Here is a 19,567-nt window from a genome sequence, read left to right as displayed (position 1 = left end):
ATGACTCCACTGCGCCTCGTCATCCTCGGCGGCACCGGCTTCGTCGGCGGCCACCTGCTCAACCGCCTCGCCCGCGACGGCCACCAGCTCACCGTGCTCACCCGCAACCGCGAGAAGCACCGCGCGATCGGCGTGATCCCCGGCGTGCGCCTGCACAGCACCGACGTGCACGATCCGGTGCAGCTGCGCGCGGCGTTCGAAGGCGCCGACGCGGTGATCAACCTCGTCGGCATCCTCAACAATGCCGGCCGCGAAACGTTCCAGCGCGTGCACGTGGAGCTGACCCGACAGGTGATCGAGGCCTGCAAGGCCGCCGACGTGCCGCGCCTGCACCAGATGAGCTCGCTCAAGGCCGGCCAGGGCCTGAGCCAGTACCTCAAGACGCGCGGCGAGGCGGAGGGGCTGGTGCGCCAGTCCGGGCTGGGCTGGACGCTGTACCAGCCCAGCGTGATCTTCGGCGACGGCGACGGCCTGGTCGGGCGCTTCGCCAGGATCCTCAAGCTGACGCCGGTGCTGCCGCTGGCGCGGACCCAGTCGAGGCTCGCGCCCACCTTCGTCGGCGACGTGGTCGAGGCGATCGCGCGCTGCGTGGCCGACGACAAGCTCTCGCTCGACCGCAGCTTCGAGCTGTACGGTCCGCAGGTGCTGACGCTGGGCGAGATCGTCACCGCGATCCGAGACGCCGCCGGCCTGCGCACGCGCATCCTGCCGCTACCCGATGCGCTGGGCCGGCTGCAGGCGCAGTTCGCCGAGCTGCTGCCGGGCAAGCCGTTCTCGCTGGACAACTTCCGCTCGCTGCGCACCGACTCGGTGGGCAAGGTCGACGGCTACGCCGCGCTGGGTATCGTGCCGCAGCCGTTCACGCCGTGGCTGGAGCGGCTGATCCACGGCCTGCCGCGCCAGCGCCGACTGGATCACGCGCGCACATTGCGCCGCTGACCAAGGCGGCGTTGCGATCGATTCCTCCGGGATTGCGATCAGGGTTCGAACGGCTTCGAGCCGTCATTCCCGGGCACGGGAATGACGGCTCATGTTCCTGATCAGTCGCGCCGCGGCTGCATCAATGCGCCGCGGCCTCCGCGGCGTCCTTGCCGGTACGGGCCACGGCGGGCTCGGCCAGTAGCTCGCCCAGTTTCAGATACACGCCGTTGGTCCAGCCGAAGCCGATCACGTTGTCGGTGTAGCCGGCCGTGATGCGCACGTCCGCGTTGCCGCTGACCATGTTGTATTTCTCGCGGATGGTGCCGTCGGCGGCGAGGCTGCGGTCGACGGTGCCGGTGAATTTGCCGGCGAGGCGCCGCGCGTCGTCATGGAAGCCGTAGTCGTCCAGCCCCCGCACCGCCAGCCAGTTGGTCGGCGCCCAGCCGAACGGTTCATCCCACTGCGCGCCGCTGGCGTCGCCGCTCATCGCCAGGCCGCCCTTGCGCTCGAACAGCGCCAGGTGATCGCGCACGGCCTTGGCCTGCGCGGGCGTGGCGAGGCCGGCCCACAGCGGATAGAAGGTGGTGAGGTACGGCTCGTCGGAAGGCTTGCCGGTGGTGGTGTCGTAGTCCATGAACAGGCCGCGATCGGCCCGCCACAGGTATTTGTTGATGGCGGCCTTGCGAGCCTCGGCCAGCTTGGCCCACTGCGCCGCCTCGTCGGGCTTGCCCAGCCGCAGCGCGAAATCGTGCAGGTCGCGCTCGTAGCGGTACAGCAGGCTGTTGAGGCCCACCGCCGCGTAATGGTGGGTCGCGGCGCCGTACGGGCCGAAGTGGAAGTTGGTGTCGAAGCCGGATTCGCGCATGGCGCGGTCGCCGGCGTAGTAGTCGGCGCTGAGCCGGTAGCCATCGGCCCAGGCATCGGCGCAGACGCGTGACGCGGCGAGGTCGCAGCTGGCGGTCTTCAGCCGCGCCGCCTCGGCGGCATCGGGATGCTCGCTGGCCTTCACCAGATAGCCGCGGTTCTTTGCCGGATGCTTGAGCAGATAGCCGATCACGCCCTTGAGGTAATCGGCGTTGCGATGCTCCAGTACCGGGCCGGTGCCCAGGTCCATGTAGCGGGCCAGGCCGGTGTCGCCGGCGCGATGCGCGGCGCTGGTCCAGATCGCGTGATCCTTCACCGCCAGCGGATAGGCCGCGCGCAGCCACGCTGCAGCCGCATCCGCATCGGGAAAGCTGGCGCGGTCGTCCAGCACCGCGCGCATCATCGCGGTGAGGAACGGCGGCTGCGAACGGCTGAAGTAGTAGGTGCGGTTGGCGTTGAGCACGCCGCCGTAGTGGTCGATCTCGTAGAGGAAGTTCTCCACCATGCCGCGCGCCAGCGCCGCGCGGTGATCGGCCACCAGCCCGAGCACGATGAAGTAGCTGTCCCAGCCGTACATCTCGTTGAACATGCCGCCGGGCACCACATACGGATGCGGCAGGTAGAGCAGGCCCTGCGTCGGCAGCGTGCGCGCGTCGATCTGGCCGAGCGCGGTGACCGGCTGCGGCAGCCGGCGCACGTCCACCTTGCAGCGCTGCTGCGTGGCGGCGAGCGCGGTCGGCATCGGCACGTCGGCGGGCAGGTAGAGCACCGGCTCGGTGGCCACCTTCGGATCGACCAGCGAGGCGCAGTCGTCGGTAGCGCGGGTGAGCGTGCTCCACGCATGGTCGATGTAGGCGCGGGTGCGGGCCGGATCGGGCGCGTGGGTCGCGGCGGCGCCGGCGAAGGCGGCTGCGAACAGCGTGACGGCAAGGACGGAACGGAGCGGACGGATCATCGCAAGAAACCTTCGATGGCGGCGACGGACCCGTTCGAGCATAGCGCCCGTGCAGCGCGCCCGCCGTGGCAGAGGCGTGAAAGGCGCGCATGGCAGAATGGCGGCATGCACAGCTACCTCGTCGGCGGCGCCGTCCGCGATCACCTGCTCGGTCGTCCCGTGGTCGACCGCGATCACGTGGTGGTCGGCGCGCGGCCGGAGGAGCTGCTGGCGCTGGGCTATCGCCCGGTGGGCAAGGATTTCCCGGTGTTCCTGCATCCGCAGACCGGCGAGGAATACGCGCTGGCGCGCACCGAGCGCAAGACCGGTCGCGGCTACCACGGCTTCGCCTTCCACGCCGAGCCCTCGGTGACGCTGGAGGAGGATCTGGCGCGGCGCGACCTCACCATCAACGCCATCGCGCAGGACGAGGCCGGCGCGCTGGTCGATCCCTACGGCGGCGTGCGCGATCTCGAGGCGCGCGTGCTGCGCCACGTGTCGCCGGCCTTTGTCGAGGATCCGGTGCGCCTGCTGCGTGTGGCCCGTTTCGCCGCGCGCTTCGCGCCGCTGGGCTTCAGCGTGGCGCCGGAGACAATGGCACTGATGCAGCAGATGGTGGTCGACGGCGAGGTGGATCACCTGGTGCCCGAGCGCGTGTGGGCGGAGACGCGCAAGGCGCTGGCCGAGATGCAGCCGTCGGCGTTCCTGCGCGTGCTGCGCCAGAGCGGTGCGCTGTCTGTGCTGTTTCCCGAGATCGACGCGCTGTACGGCGTGCCGCAGCGTGCCGAGTTTCATCCGGAAATCGACACCGGCATCCACATGGAGCTGGTGCTGGATGCGGCCGCCGCGATTGCGCCGGGCGACGACCTGGTGGGCTACTGCGCGCTGTGCCACGACCTCGGCAAGGCGCTGACGCCGACTGACGCGCTGCCGCGCCACATCGGCCACGAGCATGCCGGCGTGCCGCGCGTTCGCGCGCTGTCGGCGCGGCTGAAGGTGCCCACCGAGCATGCGGCGCTGGCCGAACTGGTGTGCCGCGAACACCTCAACGCGCACCGCGCGCTGGAGCTCAAGCCGGCCACCGTGCTCAAGCTGCTCACCGCGCTGGACGCGCTGCGCCGGCCGGCGCGGCTGGACACGTTCCTCGCCGCCTGCTGGGCCGACAAGCGCGGCCGGCTGGGCCACGCCGAGGACGACTACCCGCCGGCCGACTATCTGCGCCAGGCCTGCGCCGCGGCCGTGGCGGTGCAGGCTGCGCCGTTCATCGCCGACGGACTGCAGGGCCCCGCGGTCGGCGCCGCGATGGAGGCGGCCCGCGTCAAAGCGATTGCTGACGTGAAACTCGCTAGCATCTAGCCCTTTCCCGCGGCGCTGCCTTTGGCTGCCGCGCCACGATCTGCCGGAGTTGCCCGTGTCCCTGAGCTTCCGTTCGCCCTCGCCGCTGCGCCAGCGGTTGCGTCCCCTCGGCTGGCTGGCTGCCGCCTATCTGCTGATCGGCGTGGTCACCCGGATCGCGCTGTTGGTGATGACCGGTCGCGGTGTGTCGCCCAACCCGCTCAACTACCTCTACGCCTTCGGCGTCGGCGCGATATCGGACCTGCTCACCTTCGTCTACGTGGCCTGGCCGCTGGTGCTGTTCCTGTGGATCGTGCCGACCGACCGGCCGGCGGTGCGCAGCCCCGGCCGCTGGCTGGCGTGGATCGGCGCGCTGCTGGCCGGCTTCGCGCTGTGCTGGGGCGTGCTGCACCTGATCTGGAAGGCCAGCCTGCACGAGGTGTGGCCGCTGGCGATCGTGGTGATCTACCTGCTGCCGCTGCCCGCGCTGGCGTACAACCGCAGCAGCGGCCGCGGCTACCTGTACGGCCTGTGCCTGGCGCTGCTGTTCGGCCTGCTGTTCGTGGCGGCGTCGGAGCTGGTGTTCTGGCAGGAGTTCGGCGTGCGCTTCAACTTCATCGCGGTGGACTACCTCGTCTACACCACCGAGGTGATCGGCAACATCCGCGAGTCGTATCCGATCGGCACTTGGCTGGCGCTGCTGGCGGCGGTGGCGGTGATCGTGCTGTGGGCCACCCGCCGGCGCGTGCACCAGCGCGATGCCGGCACCCGCTTCGCCCAGCGCAGCGCGCTGGCCGCGGTGTGGCTGGTGCTGAGCGTGGCGGTGACCGCCGGCATCACCGCCGACATGAAGGACCGCACGTCCAACAACTACGTCAACGAGCTGGCCGGCAACGGCATCTTCCAGTTCTTCGCCGCGTTCCGCTCCAGCCACCTCGACTACGCCAAGTTCTACCGCACCCTGCCGGAAACCGAGGCCTACACCCGCGTGCGCGAGCTGTTGAAGACGCCCGAGGCGACCTACCTCAACAACAACCCGCATGACCTCACCCGCGCCATCCGCAATCCCGGCCCGGAGCAGCACCTCAACGTGGTGCTGATCAGCGTGGAAAGCCTCTCGGCCGACTACCTGGGCGTGTTCGGCAACAAGGAAGGCCTCACGCCGCAGCTGGACGCGCTGTCCAACAACAGCCTGTTCTTCGAGAACGTCTACGCCAACGGCACACGCACGGTGCGCGGGCTCGAGGCGCTGTCGCTGTCGGTGCCGCCGACGCCGGGCGACTCGGTGATCAAGATGAAGAACAACGAGAACCTGTTCTCGCTTGCGGACATCTTCAACGATCGCGGCTATGTGTCGGAGTTCGTCTACGGTGGCTACGGCTACTTCGACAACATGAACTACTTCTTCAGCCACAACGGCTACCTGGCGGTGGATCGCAAGGACTTCCCCAAGAACGCCACGATCCACCACGAGAACGTGTGGGGCGTTTCCGACGAAGACCTGTTCACCATGGCGCTGGCGCAGATGGACCAGGTGCATGCGCAGGGCAAGCCGTTCTTCCTGCACATCATGACCACCTCCAACCACCGGCCGTACACCTTCCCGGACGGGCGGGTGGACTTCCCGCAGGGTTCACGCGCGGGCGCGGTGGCGTACACCGACTGGTCGATCGGCGACTTCCTCAAGCGCGCCAAGGACAAGCCGTACTTCAACGACACCGTATTCGTGATCACCGCCGACCACGACGCCGCCAGCGCGGGCAAGTCGAGCATCCCGATCAACCGCTACCACATCCCACTGTGGATCTACGCGCCGGCGCACATCGCGCCGCGCAAGGTCGAGCGCCTCACCGCGCAGATCGACATCCCGCCGACCCTGCTCGGCCTGCTGCACTTCAGCTACCGCAGCCGTTTCTTCGGCTACGACGTGTTCCAGCTCGAACCCGGCCGCGAGCGTGCGTTCCCGGCCACCTACGAGAAGCTCGGCTACCTGCGCCACAACGTGCTCACCGCACTGGAGCCGGGCCGCAAGATGGAGCAGCTGATCCCCGACTTCGAGACGGGCGACGCCAAGCCCGCCGCGCCGGTGAACAACGCGCTGGTGAACGATGCCATCGCCTATTACCAGGTGGCCGCGAACCTGTTCAAGCACGGCGAGCTGGCGCGCCGGCCGGAGGACGCCACGCCGGTCAGCCCCGCCGAGCCGATGCCGGCACCGGCCGCCAGCAGTGCAACGCCCGCGCCGGCCACCTCAGCTGCTGCGGCGACGCCCTAACCACGCCTCGCCGCTCGCCAGTACGCGGGCGAGCGGCGTGCGCAGCAGCAGCCCGGCCAGCGCGATGCCGACCGCGTCGGCAAGCACATCGAACGGATCGGCATCGCGCGGTGGATCGAGCCACTGCGCGAACTCGATGAACACTCCGAAGGCGAGGCAGACCAGCGCCGCGCCGATGCGGCTGCGGCGATCGGCGTAGACGTTGCCCCACCAGCCCATCAGGCAGGTGAAGGCGAACGCGTGCAGCAGCTTGTCGCCGTCCGGCACGGCAAGCGTGATGCCCGGGTCCGGGCGCAACGCCATCCACAGCGTCCACGCCATCACCAGCGCGCCCAGCGCCACCCAGGTGCAATGGAATTGCAGGCGGTCGGGAGCGGCGATCACAGGCGTGCGGCGTGGTCGCCGTCGGTGAGGTCCGCGGGCAGCGGCAGCGGATCGAGCCCGCGGGCGAACAGCATGGCCTGGAAGCGCTCGCCCATCTGCTCGGGCAGGGTGAGCCGCTTCACCTGCTGGGCGAGGCGATAGCGCGCCGCCTCGTCCGGTGCGTTCGCGTAGGCCGCCTCGAACGCCTGCGGCAGGCCGGCACCGAGCAGGAACGCGGACTGCGGCAGGTAGCTCGCGAGGGCAAAGCCGGCGCGCACACCGGCCTTGGCCAGTGCGCTGAAATCCACCGAAGCGGTGAGGTCGTTGAGGCCGGGCAGGTACAGCGGATCGGCGTGGCTGCGGTGGCGGTAGTGCGCCATCAGCGTGCCGTCGCGACGCTCGGGCAGATAGAACTCGCGGCGGGTGTAGCCGTAGTCGACGAACAGCATCAGCCCGGCCTCCAGCGTGCCGGCGATCGCCTGCAGCCAGGCCGCCAGCTGCGGCAGCAGCTCGGAGCGGTAACCGTCCTCGAACGGCGCACCGAGCTCGCTTTCAAGCTGGCGCACGGCAGTGACGAGCGCGGCGTCGGCGGGGCGATCCTCGCGCACCAGGCGACCGTTCTCGCCCAGGCCCACGCACTCTTCCCGCACCTCGCCGGCGCGGATCGCGAAGCGGGTGGCGGGCAGCGCATCGATCACCTCGTTGGCGAACAGCACGCCCCGCCATGGATCCGTCGGTGGCCGGTCGAGCCAGTGCACGCGCGCGGCGACGTCGGGCGGGAGCGTGGCGGTCAGGCGGCTGCGCTGGCGCTCGCGCAGGTCGGCGCTGGGTTCGAGGATGGCGTAGCGGCGCGGCAGGGTATCGGCCTCGTGCATGGCGCGCAGCGCGGCTTCGGCGAAGGCGCCACTGCCCGCGCCAAGCTCGAGGAACTCGGCCGCCTCGCCCAGCTGCGCGAGTGTTCCTCGCACCGCGTGCACCACGCAGCGCGCGAACAGCTCGCCGAGTTCGGGCGCGGTGATGAAATCGCCGGCCTCGCCGAACTTGGTCGCGCCGGCGCTGTAGTAGCCCAGCCCGGGCGCGTAGAGGCAGCGCTCCATGTACTGCGCGAACGGCATCGGCCCGTGCGCGGCGATGTGCTCGCGCAGCTGTGCGAGCAGGCGATCGGAGTGCGCGCGTTCGTCGGCGGACGGTTCGGGAAGTCGGTTGTGCATGCGTGCGTCGCTCGGGGAGAACGCGCGCAAGGATAGCGGCTCGGGCGGGCAGCGCCGTGCGCCGTTGCTGACCGGATGGCGACGTAACGCGGGCGGTCGTGCGTACGGATGCCGCATAGGTGCTTGACCGCGTCACGACGACCGAGGGAGGGGAGAGCCCATCGTCGTGACGCGGCAAGCGGGGGGATCAGAAATCCTTCTGCACGGTGAGGTACACGCCGCGACGCGGGCCGAACTGCGGTGCGCCCACGCCGATGCCGCTGCCGTCGCGGATCTGGTAGGTGCGGTCGAGCGCGTTGATCAGCGCCAGCTGCGTGTGCAGCGTGCCGGTGGTCTCGAACTGGAAGTCGTGCGAAAGGCTCAGGTTGAGCTGGAAGTAGGCCGGCAGCGAGGCGCCGTTCGGCACGCTGCCGTCCTTGCGCAGGCCGCTGCCGAACAGGTAGTCGGCGCCCACGCGGGTGCCCGCGTCGAGCGCGTAGCTGACGCCGCCGGACGAGGAGTACGCCTGGTCGTGGTCGAGGAAGATCCAGTGGTTGGCCACGTAGGCCAGGTCGTCCGCCGCGAAGTTGTACTGGCTGGTGATCACCCGGTTGCCGATCGCCCGGCTGGCCGAGAGGTTGAAGTAGGCACTGAGCGGACCATTGGCGTAATTGGCGGTGAACTCCACGCCCTTGATGCGGCCGCGGGCGTAGTTGAAGGTGGAATACACCAGCGCGGCGCCGAACTGGCCCTCGTCCTGCAGGCGCTGCACCTTGCGGTAATAGGCGTCCACGCCCAGCGTGAGGTTCGGCCCCACGTTCTGCGAGACGCCCACGTCGAAGTAGTCGCTGCGTTCGGCCAGCGGCGTGTTGTTGCCGTTGTCCGGCAGCGCGTTGGTGGTGCCGTCGAACTTGGCGATATTGGAGGTGGTGATCGCCTCGGTCGCTGGCGGCGTGAAGTAGCGCGAGTAGCCGGCGTGCAGCACGGTGGAGTCGGTGGCCTGGTAGACCGCGCCCAGGCGCGGGCTGAGCTGGCTCTCGGTGCGGAACGCCTTGTACTCATCGCCGCGCAGGCCATAGTTCACGGTGAGCTTGTCGCCGATGCTCCATTCGTCCTGCACGTAGGCCGACCAGGTCTTGGCGGTCAGCCGGTTGCCGTCGAGGATGTGGATCGGCGTGGTGCTGGCCTGGCTGCCGTCGGCGTTCGCCGGGAACACATACGCATTGTTGCTGCTGGGCGCGCGTTCGAAGCTGCCGTAGACGCCGTAGCGCAGGGTGTGGCGATCGCCCAGCGGGGTGGCGAAATCGGCCTGCAGCGTGCTGGCGCGGTTGCTGCGATCGATGGTCGAGGCGACGCCGTTGAACATCAGGTCGCCGATCAGGTCCGGCGTGAATTCGAGGCTGGAATAGCGCTGGCCGAGCGACACCTGGTAGTCGGTACCGGCCGCCTTGCCCTGCAGCGAGAGCACGCCGAAGCGGGTGGTCTCACGCTGGCGCTCATCGAGCAGGGCCGAGTTGAAGTCCGCCGTGTCCAGATATCCGAAGCTGGGCTGCTGGCCGGGATTGTTGGGAATCTGGAAGCGGCTGTTGGCGGCGCCGAACAGGAAGCTCAGGCGCGTGTCGTTGTCGATCAGGTAGGAGATGTCGCCGAACGCCTTGACCTGGTTGGTGTGGTCGTGGATCGGCTTGCGGCTGGCGGTCGGATTCTCCACCCCGACGTCGCTCTCCAGATAATTGGCGGTGAGGAACCAGCTCCAGCGATCGGTGCTGCCCCAGATCGAGGCATTGGGGTTGAGCGTGCCGAACGAGCCGCCGGTGATGCCCACGCTGCCGCCGTTGCCGAGCTGGTGGCCGTTGCGGGTGGTGATGTCCACCACGGCCGCGGTACGCAGGCCGTACTGCGCCGGCAGCGCGCCGTCGAGCAGCTTGATGGTGTTGATGGTGCGGGTGTCCAGCGTCTGGCCGAAGCCGGAGATCGACTCGGGGATGATCACGCCGTTGATGCGGTACTGCAGGTTGGCGTGGTCGCCGCGCACGTGCAGGCCGCCGTAGGAGTCCTGCACCACGCCCGGCGCCTGCAGCAGCACCTGGTTCACCGGCGTGGCGTCACCCAGCGGCAGCTGCGCGATGGCCTTCTGGTCGATTACGTACTGGCTCGAACCCGTGTCGGGCGACAACGCGTTGCGCGCCTGGTCGAGCGCCGCGGAAACCGAGACCGCGCCCAGATTCTTGACGGGCCTGGCGTGCTGCGCGGCGTCTGTATCGGCCGGCGGCGCGCCGTCGGCCGGCACTTGGGTGGCGGCAAGCGTCGGCATGGCAACGAAGGCCAGCGCGAGACTGGCAGCGAGCAGGTTTGGCTTCATCGGGTAATCCGGTGCGTGGGGGAGGTGTCGTGATTGCTATGTTATAACATTACTAACAACGACGGACCGGCGTCGTAGGCCGGAAGTCACGACCGCTCGGGGACACTGGCCAGCCCCACGTCCTTGAGGCGGCCTTCACGCCCGGCACCTAGACTCGAATGCCCTCCCCGCACCGGTCCGAGCCCATGGCTTCCTCGCGCAAGACGTCCTCCACCTCGACCGGCAGCCCCCAGGTTCCGGCGGTGATCGCGCCGGTGGATCACAGCCGGGTCACCCAGGCAATTCTCGATTTCGTCAGCCAGATCCCGCCGAGCAAGGTGGGCAGCAGCGTCGACCCGCATGCCGAGGCGCGCCAGCTCGGCCAGCGCGCGGCGCAGCGTGCGGCGCTTACCGCCGGATCGCTGGCGCTGCCGCCGGGCCCGCTGGGCTGGCTCACCGTGCTGCCGGAGCTGATTGCGATCTGGCGCATCCAGGCGCAGATGGTCAGCGACATCGCCGCCGCCTACGGCAGGCAAGCCACGCTGGGGCGCGAGCAGATGCTGTGGTGTCTGTTCCGCCACACCGCGGCGCAGGCGTTCCGCGACCTGGTGGTGCGCATGGGCGACCGGCTGCTGTTCCGGCGCGTGTCGTACGCGGTGGTGGAGCGCATCGCCAAGCAGGTCGGTGTGAAGATCGGCCAGCGCGCCGCGGGCAAGGGCCTGGCGCGCTGGCTGCCGGTGGTCGGTGCGCTGGGCGTGGGCGCGTATGCGTACTACGACACCGGGCAGGTGGCGGCGACCGCGATCGAACTGTTCAGCAGCGAGGTGGTGCACGAAGCCGAGGCCACGCCCACCGCGCCTGCCGTGGAAAACAAACCTGCCAGGACCGTGCGCAAGGCGGCCGGCGCGGCCATCGACAAGGCGGTGGCCAGGACCGTGCGCGGCGTGGCGAAGGCGGTCAACGAGGCCGGCGAACGCAAGGCCGCGCGCAAGCGCAAGACGCCACCTTCGAACGCCTGACGGTCGCCCACGCTGCCGCACCCCGATGACCTGTCATCGATGTTGCGGCAAGCTGCGCTGTCGTCCCACCTTCGGAACCGCCCATGAGCCCGTCGCATCCGCGCCCCGTCGTCCTGATCACCGGAGCCGGCCGCCGCGTGGGTGCGGTGATCGCCCGCACCCTGCACGGGGCGGGCTACGACCTCGCCCTGCATTACCGCCACTCGGCCGACGCCGCCCAGGCCCTCGCCGAGGAGCTGGAGCAGCAGCGCGCGGACAGCACGACCCTGGTGCACGGCGAGCTGGCCGAACTCGACGCGCTGCCGGTACTGGTGGGCAACGTGCTCGCCCGCTACGGCCGGCTCGATGCGCTGGTCAACAACGCCTCGGCGTTCTATCCCACGCCGGTGGGCAGTGCCACGCCCGCGCAATGGGACGAGCTGTTCGCCTCCAACGCGCAGGCGCCGTTCTTCCTCGCGCAGGCGGCCACGCCCGCGCTGCGGCAGGCCGGGGGGGCCATCGTGAACCTGGTGGACATCTACGCCGAGCGGCCGCTGGCCAACCATCCGATCTACTGCATGGCCAAGGCCGCACTGCTGGCGATGACCCGCGCGCTGGCGCTGGATCTGGGCCCGCAGGTGCGGGTCAACGCGGTGGCGCCCGGTGCGGTGATGTGGCCCAGCGAGGGCAAGGCCTACGACGACAAGCAGGCGATGCTCGAACGCACGCCGCTCAAGCGCGCCGGCACCCCCGAGGACGTCGCCAGCGCCGTGCTGTGGCTGCTGCGCGACGCCCCCTTCGTGACCGGCCAGGTGATCCGCATCGACGGCGGGCGCACGCTGTCGGTGTGACGCTCAGCTCTTGCTGCGGAACGCCTGTTCCAGCAGGCCCGGCGGGAAACCGGTGCCGGCCTCGCCTTCCTCCGCATAGCGATACAGCGCCGCGGCGTAGATGCCCTGCAGCGAGGACTGCACCAGCGCCAGCGCGATGAACCCCAGCACCACGATGCCGATCGCCGCCACCACCGCGGTGATCGAGTGCGTCGCGAACGCGCCGCCCACCAGCACGGCCGACGCCAGCACGAACACGAAGCCGATCACCCCGAACACCACGCTGAGCCCGGCGTTGCCGATCAGGTTTTCGCCCCAGGTGCGGCGCAGCAGTTCCACCGAACGCTGCACCGCCTCCACCGGGCCGACACCTTCGCCGGCCAGCACCGGCACCACCAGGAACGTGGCCACCGTCCACGCCAGCCCGATCAGGCCCACGATGAAGCGGCCGATCAGTCCCAGTCGCTCCTGCACCATGCGCAGCAGCAAGCCCACGGTGGCGGCGATCAGCGCGTAACCGAGAATGGCGCCGAAGCGCGAACCGGCCAGCGCCAGCCCCTCGCTCACGCTAGCCGCCTCGCCGCGCAGGCGCTTGAGCGCCACGCCGGCCAGCGCGGTGTTGAAAAAGAAGATCACGAAGTACTGCACGAGGTAGAAGAAGAACAGCAGCGTCCACGACGCCGTAGACAGCCCGTGCTGGTAGTGCACGCCCAGCCGCTCACCCTCGATCGTCATGCTGGCCACCGGGATCAGGAAGCTGGCCATCACCACCAGGCTGCAGATGCCCGACAGCAGCGGAAATACCAACAGCGACTTGTCCGACCGCAACACCCCGGCGCTGGCCTTCATCAGTTCCCAGCTGCGCGCAAACTTGCCCATGGTTTCCCCCTCCCCTTGTGGAGCCGCCATGGTGGCGCAGCGCGGCCGCGCGGGGAAGATCAGCCGGGGACTGGCTCCAGCCAGGACTCGACCGTCATCGGCGCCGTATCCGCCGGGAACGCGGCCCACAGCTCGGCCATGGTGCGGCCGGTGACCGGATGGGCGAACTGCGGCGCGATGTCGGCGATCGGCCGCAGCACGAAGGCGTGCTTCAGTTCGTCGCGCGGAATCTGCAGGTGGCCCGGGCCCTCGGTGACCAGGCGGTCGTAGAACACGATGTCCAGGTCCAGCGTGCGATCGGAAAACCGCGGCACGTCGCGACGGCGGCCGTGGCGATCTTCCAGCGCGTGCAGCCAGTCGTTGAGATCCTGCGGCGACAGGTCGGTATCCAGGCCGACCGCGAGGTTCACGAAGTCCGCGCCGTCGAAACCCACCGACCGGGTGCGGTACGCCGGCGACACCGCCAGCGCACCGAAGCGCGCGCGCAGCTCGTCCAGTGCGGCGATCAGATGGCGCCGCGGCTCGACGTTGGAGCCGAGGCTCAGGTAGACACGGGCCATGGATCAGTCTCAGGCAAGGGCGGGTAGCGGATGATCGCCGCCCCGCAGCGCCGCGCCCAGCCCCACGCGCAGGTCGTTCCCCGTCGGCGGCTGGTACAGCGCCAGCCCGAACTCGGGCAGCAGCGCGTAGAGGTGATCGAAGATGTCGCTCTGGATGCCTTCGTAGGCAGCCCAGTCGGTGGTGTTGGTGAAGCAGTACAGCTCCAGCGGGATGCCCTGCGCGTGGCTTTCCAGCTGCCGCACCATGCAGGTCATCTGGTGATGGATCCGCGGGTGCTCGCTCAAGTAAGCGGTGACGTAGGCGCGGAAGCTGCCCAGGTTGGTCAGCCGGCGCCGGTTCACCGCCTGCTCGCCGGCCTCACCCAGGCTGCGGTTCCACTCGGCCAGCTCGGTGTGCTTGGCGCCGAGGTAGTCGCGCAGCAGGCGGAAGCGGCCCAGCCGCTCCAGTCCTTCGGCGTCGAGGAAATGCACGGTGGCCGCGTCGATCAGCAGCGCGCGCTTGATCCGCCGCCCGCCCGACTCGGCCATGCCGCGCCAGTTCTGGTAGCTCTCGGAAATCAGCTTCCAGGTGGGGATGGTGACGATGGTGCGGTCGAAGTTGCGCACCTTCACCGTGTACAGCGTGATGTCGATGACGTCGCCGTCGGCGCCCGCACCAGGCATGGTGATCCAGTCGCCGACGCGCAGCATGTCGTTGGAGGCGAGCTGGATGCCGGCAACGAAACCCAGGATGGTGTCCTTGAACACCAGGATCAGCACCGCCGACATCGCGCCCAAGCCCGACAGCAGCAGGCCGATCTTCTTGTCGGTCACGGTACCGATGATCACCAGCACGCCGACGATGAACAGCAGCAGCTTGCCCAGCTGCACCACGCCCTTGATCGGCCGCTGCGCACTGCCCGGCGTGGCGCGGTACATGGTTTCCATGGCGGTGAGCGCGGCGCTCAGCGCCATCACCAGGAACAGCACCATCAGGCCCAGCGCCAGGTTGCCCACGAGGCGCGTCACCTCGGGCGGCAGGTCCGGCACCAGCGACACGCCGAACTGCACCACGACCGCGGGCACCAGCCGCGCGATCCAGCGGAACACGCCCGCGCGGAACAGCTCGTCGTCCCACTTCCACACTGTGCGCACAGCCATCGCCCGCACTACGCGGAACAGGATCAGCCGCGCCAGCAGGCCGACCAGCCACGCCACCAACAGCAAGGCGACGGCGGCCATGGCGCTGTGCATAACGGGCGTGCGGGCCCAGTCGGGCAGGGAATCCAAGACGAAGGGTCTCCTCGTGCAGGCCGCGCCGGGCCCAGGGGCGCATGGCGCAGCGGCAGTCGTGGGCAAGCGCGCGAGGCTCGGCCTCAGCGCGCGCGGTAGCCTTGCATGCTAACAGGCCGCCCTACTGCGGCCGGACGCCCCGCTCGATCCGCACGCCGACCGACTTCGCCCCGCGCACCGCGCCGGGCTTGGACAGCTTCAGCCGCACCCAGCTCACGCCGAACTCCTCGCGGATGATCGCCGCGCAGCGCTCGGCCAGCGTTTCCACCAGGCCAAAGCTGGACTCGCCCACATAGGCGATCAGCCGCTTGGACACGTCCTTGTAGTTGAGCGTGTCGGCGATGTTGTCGGTGGCCGCGGGGCGCGTGTTGTCGAACGCCATCTCGATGTCGAACGACAACGTCTGACGCACCCGCCGCTCCCAGTCATAGATGCCGATGACGGTGTCGATGCGCAGGTCTTCGATAAAGACGATATCCATCGCGCTAGCGTCGGGCACCGCGCGCGGCGGCGCAAGCGGCCCGCTGCCGCAGGAGACGAAGAGCGGTGAGCGAGAAGTGAGTGGAGAGGAGTGAGGAGTGAGGAGTGAGAGGGAGCAGAGGGTCGTCCAGCACTGCCTTCCCTCACTTCTCACTCCTCTCCACTCGCTACTGCCTTAAGGCTTTCCAGATCCCAGCGCGGGAACACCTGTACAGTGGCGTCCTGATGCTGGCCGTGGGCCAGCCGGATCGCGCCGGCCAGCGCGATCATCGCGCCGTTGTCGGTGCAGAAATCCAGTCGCGGGAAGTAGGTGCGGAAGCCGTCCTTGTCGCCCGCGGCAGCCAGCTCGGCGCGCAGGCGGCGGTTGGCGCCCACGCCGCCGGCGATCACCAGCCGCGTGGCGCCACTGGCCTCCAGCGCGCGGCGGCACTTGATCACCAGCGTGTCGACGATCGCCTCCTCGAACGCGCGGGCGATATCGGCGCGGGTCTGCTCGCTCTGGTCGCTGGCCTGCCAGGCCAGCAACACCTGGGTCTTCAGGCCGGAGAAGCTGAAATCCAGGCCGGGGCGATCGGTCATCGGGCGGGAGAAGCGGAACGCGCCCGGTCGTCCCTGCCCGGCCAGCGCCGCCAGCGCCGGGCCACCCGGATACGGCAGGCCCATCAGCTTGGCGGTCTTGTCGAAGGCTTCGCCGGCGGCGTCGTCCAGCGTGTCGCCGAGAATGCGGTAGTCGCCGATCGCCGCCACTTCCACCAGCATCGAGTGGCCGCCGGACACCAGCAGCGCCACGAACGGCGGCTTCGGCGGATCGGCTTCCAGCAGCGGGGCCAGCAGGTGGCCCTCCATGTGGTGTACGCCGATCGCCGGTACGCCCAGTGCCCAGGCCATCGCCCGCGCGGCCGAGGCGCCCACCAGCAGGGCGCCGGCCAGGCCGGGGCCGGCGGTGTAGGCCACCCCGCCCAGGTCCTGCGGGGTCAGTCCCGCCGCGGCCAGGGTCTCGCGCACCAGCGGCAGCAGCTTGCGCACGTGGTCGCGGCTGGCCAGCTCCGGCACCACGCCGCCGTAGTCGGCATGCAGCTTGATCTGGCTGTACAGGGTATGGGCCAGCAGGCCCTCGCCGGGCGCGTCCGGCTGCCAGCGCAGCAGGGCCACGCCGGTCTCGTCGCAGGAGGTCTCGATGCCGAGCACCGGGCCGGTGACGGCGGTTGCCGCGGCCACCTTTGAAAATTCTGTGGTACCCACGTTATACTTCGCGGCTCGCCCGATCAGACGGGCAGATTACCACCCGGAGATTCCATGCCCAACGTTAAAGTTCGCGAGAACGAGCCGTTCGAGCTTGCTCTGCGCCGTTTCAAGCGTACCTGCGAGAAGGCCGGTGTGCTTGCCGAAACCCGCAAGCGCGAGTTCTATGAAAAGCCGACCCAGGAGCGCAAGCGCAAGCGCGCCGCCGCGGTGAAGCGTCACCTGCGCCGTCTGTCGCGCGACACGACGCGCCGCACCCGGCTGTACTGAGTCAGGCGCGTCCGCCCACGTGCGGATGCCCGGATCGCGGCGCTCCGCGTCGATCACGATCCCTCGGCAGCTGGCGCGTTGATCCGCCGCCACTGCGCTACGCTTCAAACACTGGCCGACGCTGCTCCGCGCAGCGCCGGCCTTGTGCGTTTGTGCCTTTCCCATCGCCGCACCACGGAGCCCACCGCCATGTCGACCAAACTCCAGCTCACCGAAGACATGAAGACCGCCATGCGCGGCGGCGACAAGCACAAGCTCGGGGTGATCCGGCTGATGCTCGCCGCGGTCAAGCAGCGCGAAGTGGACGAGCGCGTGGAGCTGGACGATGCCCAGGTGCTGGCCGTGCTGGAAAAGATGCTCAAGCAGCGCAAGGACTCGATCAGCCAGTACGTTGCCGCCGGCCGCGAGGACCTGGCCGAGGTCGAGCGCGCCGAGATCACCGTGATCGAGGCCTACCTGCCCAGCAAGCTGTCCGAGGCCGAACTGGATGCGCTGATCGAGGCCGCCATCGCCGAGACCGGCGCCAGCTCGGCCCGCGACATGGGCAAGGTGGTCGGCGTGGTGAAGGCGAAAGCTGCCGGCCGCGCCGACATGGGCGTGGCCTCGGCCCGCATCAAGGCCCGCCTGGCCGGCTGAGGCGACCGGCCCGTGCACCCTTCTGATGCACGGCCTTCACGGCTGGCCCCGTACAAAGACGCTCGTTGATTCCGTGCCGCCCTGGGCGGCCACCAATTCAGGGAGTGACACATGCTCAAGTGGGCCATCATCTTCGCCATCATCTCGCTGGTTACCGGCCTGCTCGGTTTCCGCGGCGTGTCAGGCGCCACCGCCACCATCGCCAAGGTGCTGTTCGCGATCTTCGTGATCCTGTTCCTGATCGCTCTGCTCGCCTTGATCGGCGTATTCCACATACTCTGACCACGCTCCGTCGCGATGCGAAAAAGGCGCCGCCAGGCGCCTTTTTCGTGGCGGCATGCCACCCGGGTCCGACAAGACCTCGTGGCTCAGGAAAACGGGGTCAACGACGCGCCGCCCAGCGGCTAGACTAGCCAGTCCATGCGCGGCCGCATCCCAGACAGCTTCATCGATGAACTGCTCGCCCGCGTCGACATCGTCGACGTAATCGAGCGGCGCGTGCCGTTGAAAAAGGCCGGACGCGAATGGACCGCCTGCTGTCCGTTCCACGACGAGCGCTCGCCCTCGTTCTACGTCAGCCCGGCCAAGCAGTTCTATCACTGCTTCGGCTGCGGCGTGCACGGCAGCGCGGTGAAGTTCCTGATGGAGTACGAGCGGCTGGAGTTCCCCGACGCGGTGGAGGAACTGGCGCAGTCGGTCGGCCTGACCGTGCCACGCGAGGGCGGCCGCGACGAGCGCCCGCGCGAGGACAAGACCGACCTCTACGCCCTGCTCGACGCCTCCGCCAGCTGGTACCAGCAGCAGCTGCCGAAGAGCCCCGAGGCGCAGGCCTACTGCAAGAAGCGCGGGCTCGACGCCGACACCATCGCGCGCTTCCGCCTCGGCTGGGCGCCGGCCGGTTTCGATGGCGTGATCAAGGCGCTGGGCACCAGCGACAAACGCCTGCAGCTGCTCAACGAAGCGGGCATGGTCGCCAGCAACGAGCGCGGCAACAAGTACGACCGCTTCCGCGAGCGGCTGATGTTCCCGATCCTGGATCGGCGCGGCCGGGTGATTGCCTTCGGCGGTCGCGTGCTGCAGAGCGAGCAGGGTCCGAAGTATCTGAACTCGCCCGAGACGCCGCTGTTCCACAAGGGCCGCGAGCTGTTCGCGCTGTGGCAGGTGAAGCAGGCCAACGCCAAGCTCGAGCGCATCGTGGTGGTCGAGGGCTACATGGACGTGATCGCCCTGCACCAGGCCGGCCTGCCGATCGCAGTGGCCACGCTGGGCACGGCGACCACGCCGGAGCACACCGAGGTGCTGTTCCGCGCCGCGCCCGACGTGGTGTTCTGCTTCGACGGCGACCGCGCCGGCCGCGCCGCGGCGTGGAAGGCGCTGGAGTCGGCGCTGCCGCGATTGCGCGACGGGCGGCAGGCGTATTTTCTGTTCCTGCCCGACGGCGAGGATCCCGATTCGCTGGTGCGCAAGGAGGGTAAGGACGGCTTCGAGAAGCGCATCCGCGAGGCGATGCCGCTGTCGGACTACTTCTTCAACGAGCTTTCGCACGACGTCAACATGAGCAGTCTCGATGGCCGCGCACGCCTGGCCGAGCGTGCCCGTCCGCTGATCGCGAAACTGCCGGACGGCGCATTCCGCGACCTGATGGCGCAGGAGCTGGAGAAGCGCAGCGGTGCGCGCGCCACGTTCGAGACGCCGGCCGTGCAGCGCGCCGTGCAGCGGCCCGTGGCGGTGCAGCGCTCGCTGGTGCGCAGTGCGATCGCATTGCTGCTGGCACAGCCCGGCCTGGCCGACCAGGTGGTGCGACCGTATGGCTTCCTGCGGCTGGACAAGCCCGGCGTGGAGCTGCTCGCCGAGCTGATCGACCTGGCCCGCTCGCGCCCCGGCATCAACCCGGCCTCGCTGGTGGAGCACTACGCCGAGCGCTCGGAGTATCCGGCGCTGCAGAAGCTGATGGCGGCCGCCGCCGTGGGCGAGCCGGAGACGCAGAAAGTGGAGTTCTTCGAAGCGCTGGCGCGAATGGAGCAGCAGGCGGTGGCGCAGCGCCGCGACGCGCTGGTGGCAAAGAGCCGCGAAGGCGCACTGAGCGATGCCGAGAAAACCGAGCTGCGCGAGCTGCTGGCGGCCAAGCGCGTGCCGACGGCCGCGGCCGAGTGATGCGGGAGTGAGGATGCGGTATC

General features: G+C 69.3%; 18 protein-coding genes. 9 read left to right on the top strand and 9 right to left on the bottom strand.

Annotated elements, in window-relative coordinates:
• A complete protein-coding gene (locus tag ISP17_RS02140) occupies positions 1-939 on the top strand; it encodes a complex I NDUFA9 subunit family protein (protein WP_404629867.1) in 939 nt (312 codons plus the stop codon).
• Positions 940-1,060: 121 nt separating this feature from the next.
• Here ISP17_RS02140 and ISP17_RS02135 read toward each other — a convergent pair whose 3' ends face one another.
• Positions 1,061-2,740, bottom strand: a complete 1,680-nt coding sequence (locus tag ISP17_RS02135) for a trehalase family glycosidase (protein WP_404629866.1) — start codon at positions 2,738-2,740, stop codon at positions 1,061-1,063.
• Positions 2,741-2,845: 105 nt separating this feature from the next.
• Here ISP17_RS02135 and ISP17_RS02130 point away from each other — a divergent pair, with 105 nt between their 5' ends.
• Positions 2,846-4,075: a multifunctional CCA addition/repair protein gene (locus ISP17_RS02130; protein WP_404629865.1), complete on the top strand. Its 1,230-nt coding sequence runs from the start codon at positions 2,846-2,848 to the stop codon at positions 4,073-4,075.
• A 55-nt stretch (positions 4,076-4,130) separates the two neighbouring features.
• A complete protein-coding gene (locus ISP17_RS02125; RefSeq protein WP_404629864.1) occupies positions 4,131-6,329 on the top strand; it encodes an LTA synthase family protein in 2,199 nt (732 codons plus the stop codon).
• Here the strand turns inward: ISP17_RS02125 and ISP17_RS02120 are convergent.
• From ISP17_RS02120 to ISP17_RS02110, 3 genes are all read right to left on the bottom strand, one after another.
• Positions 6,306-6,713 carry a VanZ family protein gene (locus tag ISP17_RS02120; protein WP_404629863.1) on the bottom strand — a complete coding sequence of 136 codons (408 nt, stop codon included), beginning with the start codon at positions 6,711-6,713 and terminating at the stop codon, positions 6,306-6,308. The genes ISP17_RS02125 and ISP17_RS02120 overlap by 24 nt on opposite strands.
• A complete protein-coding gene (locus ISP17_RS02115; protein WP_404629862.1) occupies positions 6,710-7,903 on the bottom strand; it encodes a class I SAM-dependent methyltransferase in 1,194 nt (397 codons plus the stop codon). Before ISP17_RS02115 ends, ISP17_RS02120 begins: the two co-directional genes overlap by 4 nt.
• 187 nt (positions 7,904-8,090) lie before the next feature.
• The gene (locus ISP17_RS02110) at positions 8,091-10,244 is read right to left on the bottom strand and encodes a TonB-dependent receptor (protein WP_404629861.1); all 2,154 of its coding nucleotides are present in this window, start codon (positions 10,242-10,244) and stop codon (positions 8,091-8,093) included.
• Between the two features lie 185 nt (positions 10,245-10,429).
• Between ISP17_RS02110 and ISP17_RS02105 the strand changes: the two genes are divergently transcribed.
• Positions 10,430-11,242 (top strand): hypothetical protein, encoded by an 813-nt coding sequence (locus ISP17_RS02105; protein WP_404629860.1) that lies wholly within the window; start codon positions 10,430-10,432, stop codon positions 11,240-11,242.
• Positions 11,243-11,325: 83 nt separating this feature from the next.
• A complete protein-coding gene (locus ISP17_RS02100; protein WP_404629859.1) occupies positions 11,326-12,072 on the top strand; it encodes a pteridine reductase in 747 nt (248 codons plus the stop codon).
• A 3-nt stretch (positions 12,073-12,075) separates the two neighbouring features.
• Here the strand turns inward: ISP17_RS02100 and ISP17_RS02095 are convergent, their stop codons facing one another.
• From ISP17_RS02095 to tsaD, 5 genes are all read right to left on the bottom strand, one after another.
• Complete coding sequence (locus ISP17_RS02095) at positions 12,076-12,930, bottom strand: DUF6159 family protein (RefSeq protein ID WP_404629858.1); 855 nt, start codon at positions 12,928-12,930, stop codon at positions 12,076-12,078.
• Positions 12,931-12,989: 59 nt separating this feature from the next.
• Positions 12,990-13,490, bottom strand: a complete 501-nt coding sequence (folK, locus tag ISP17_RS02090; RefSeq protein ID WP_404629857.1) for a 2-amino-4-hydroxy-6-hydroxymethyldihydropteridine diphosphokinase — start codon at positions 13,488-13,490, stop codon at positions 12,990-12,992.
• Between the two features lie 9 nt (positions 13,491-13,499).
• Positions 13,500-14,759: a mechanosensitive ion channel family protein gene (locus ISP17_RS02085; RefSeq protein ID WP_404629856.1), complete on the bottom strand. Its 1,260-nt coding sequence runs from the start codon at positions 14,757-14,759 to the stop codon at positions 13,500-13,502.
• Between the two features lie 124 nt (positions 14,760-14,883).
• On the bottom strand, positions 14,884-15,243 hold the full coding sequence (gene folB, locus ISP17_RS02080; RefSeq protein WP_404629855.1) for a dihydroneopterin aldolase: 360 nt from the start codon (positions 15,241-15,243) through the stop codon (positions 14,884-14,886).
• A gap of 149 nt (positions 15,244-15,392) precedes the next feature.
• Complete coding sequence (gene tsaD, locus ISP17_RS02075) at positions 15,393-16,484, bottom strand: tRNA (adenosine(37)-N6)-threonylcarbamoyltransferase complex transferase subunit TsaD (RefSeq protein WP_404629854.1); 1,092 nt, start codon at positions 16,482-16,484, stop codon at positions 15,393-15,395.
• 54 nt (positions 16,485-16,538) lie between these two features.
• On the opposite strand from tsaD, the gene rpsU reads away from it, so the two are divergent.
• From rpsU to dnaG, 4 genes are all read left to right on the top strand, one after another.
• The gene (gene rpsU, locus ISP17_RS02070; RefSeq protein ID WP_017463750.1) at positions 16,539-16,754 is read left to right on the top strand and encodes a 30S ribosomal protein S21; all 216 of its coding nucleotides are present in this window, start codon (positions 16,539-16,541) and stop codon (positions 16,752-16,754) included.
• A gap of 189 nt (positions 16,755-16,943) precedes the next feature.
• The gene (locus ISP17_RS02065) at positions 16,944-17,390 is read left to right on the top strand and encodes a GatB/YqeY domain-containing protein (protein WP_404629853.1); all 447 of its coding nucleotides are present in this window, start codon (positions 16,944-16,946) and stop codon (positions 17,388-17,390) included.
• Positions 17,391-17,501: 111 nt separating this feature from the next.
• Complete coding sequence (locus ISP17_RS02060; RefSeq protein WP_404629852.1) at positions 17,502-17,672, top strand: DUF1328 domain-containing protein; 171 nt, start codon at positions 17,502-17,504, stop codon at positions 17,670-17,672.
• 138 nt (positions 17,673-17,810) lie between these two features.
• Entirely contained in the window at positions 17,811-19,544 is a 1,734-nt protein-coding gene (dnaG, locus tag ISP17_RS02055) for a DNA primase (RefSeq protein ID WP_404629851.1), read from the top strand.
• Positions 19,545-19,567: the final 23 nt, after the last annotated feature.

The sequence above is a fragment of the Dyella ginsengisoli genome (assembly GCF_044904665.1).
Taxonomy (GTDB): Bacteria; Pseudomonadota; Gammaproteobacteria; order Xanthomonadales; family Rhodanobacteraceae; genus Dyella_A; species Dyella_A ginsengisoli.
The sequence above is the reverse complement of the archived record's forward strand: the minus strand, read 5'-3'. Positions and strand labels throughout refer to the sequence as shown.

Excerpts from the sequence above, each read along its gene's own strand:
- rpsU (WP_017463750.1), top strand. The coding sequence starts at position 16,539 with ATGCCCAACGTTAAAGTTCGCGAGAACGAGCCGTTCGAGCTTGCTCTG.
- folK (WP_404629857.1), bottom strand. The coding sequence starts at position 13,490 with ATGGCCCGTGTCTACCTGAGCCTCGGCTCCAACGTCGAGCCGCGGCGC.
- ISP17_RS02140 (WP_404629867.1), top strand. The coding sequence starts at position 1 with ATGACTCCACTGCGCCTCGTCATCCTCGGCGGCACCGGCTTCGTCGGC.
- ISP17_RS02110 (WP_404629861.1), bottom strand. The coding sequence starts at position 10,244 with ATGAAGCCAAACCTGCTCGCTGCCAGTCTCGCGCTGGCCTTCGTTGCC.
- ISP17_RS02115 (WP_404629862.1), bottom strand. The coding sequence starts at position 7,903 with ATGCACAACCGACTTCCCGAACCGTCCGCCGACGAACGCGCGCACTCC.
- ISP17_RS02065 (WP_404629853.1), top strand. The coding sequence starts at position 16,944 with ATGTCGACCAAACTCCAGCTCACCGAAGACATGAAGACCGCCATGCGC.
- ISP17_RS02060 (WP_404629852.1), top strand. The coding sequence starts at position 17,502 with ATGCTCAAGTGGGCCATCATCTTCGCCATCATCTCGCTGGTTACCGGC.
- ISP17_RS02135 (WP_404629866.1), bottom strand. The coding sequence starts at position 2,740 with ATGATCCGTCCGCTCCGTTCCGTCCTTGCCGTCACGCTGTTCGCAGCC.
- ISP17_RS02100 (WP_404629859.1), top strand. The coding sequence starts at position 11,326 with ATGAGCCCGTCGCATCCGCGCCCCGTCGTCCTGATCACCGGAGCCGGC.
- folB (WP_404629855.1), bottom strand. The coding sequence starts at position 15,243 with ATGGATATCGTCTTTATCGAAGACCTGCGCATCGACACCGTCATCGGC.
- dnaG (WP_404629851.1), top strand. The coding sequence starts at position 17,811 with ATGCGCGGCCGCATCCCAGACAGCTTCATCGATGAACTGCTCGCCCGC.
- ISP17_RS02095 (WP_404629858.1), bottom strand. The coding sequence starts at position 12,930 with ATGGGCAAGTTTGCGCGCAGCTGGGAACTGATGAAGGCCAGCGCCGGG.
- ISP17_RS02130 (WP_404629865.1), top strand. The coding sequence starts at position 2,846 with ATGCACAGCTACCTCGTCGGCGGCGCCGTCCGCGATCACCTGCTCGGT.
- ISP17_RS02105 (WP_404629860.1), top strand. The coding sequence starts at position 10,430 with ATGGCTTCCTCGCGCAAGACGTCCTCCACCTCGACCGGCAGCCCCCAG.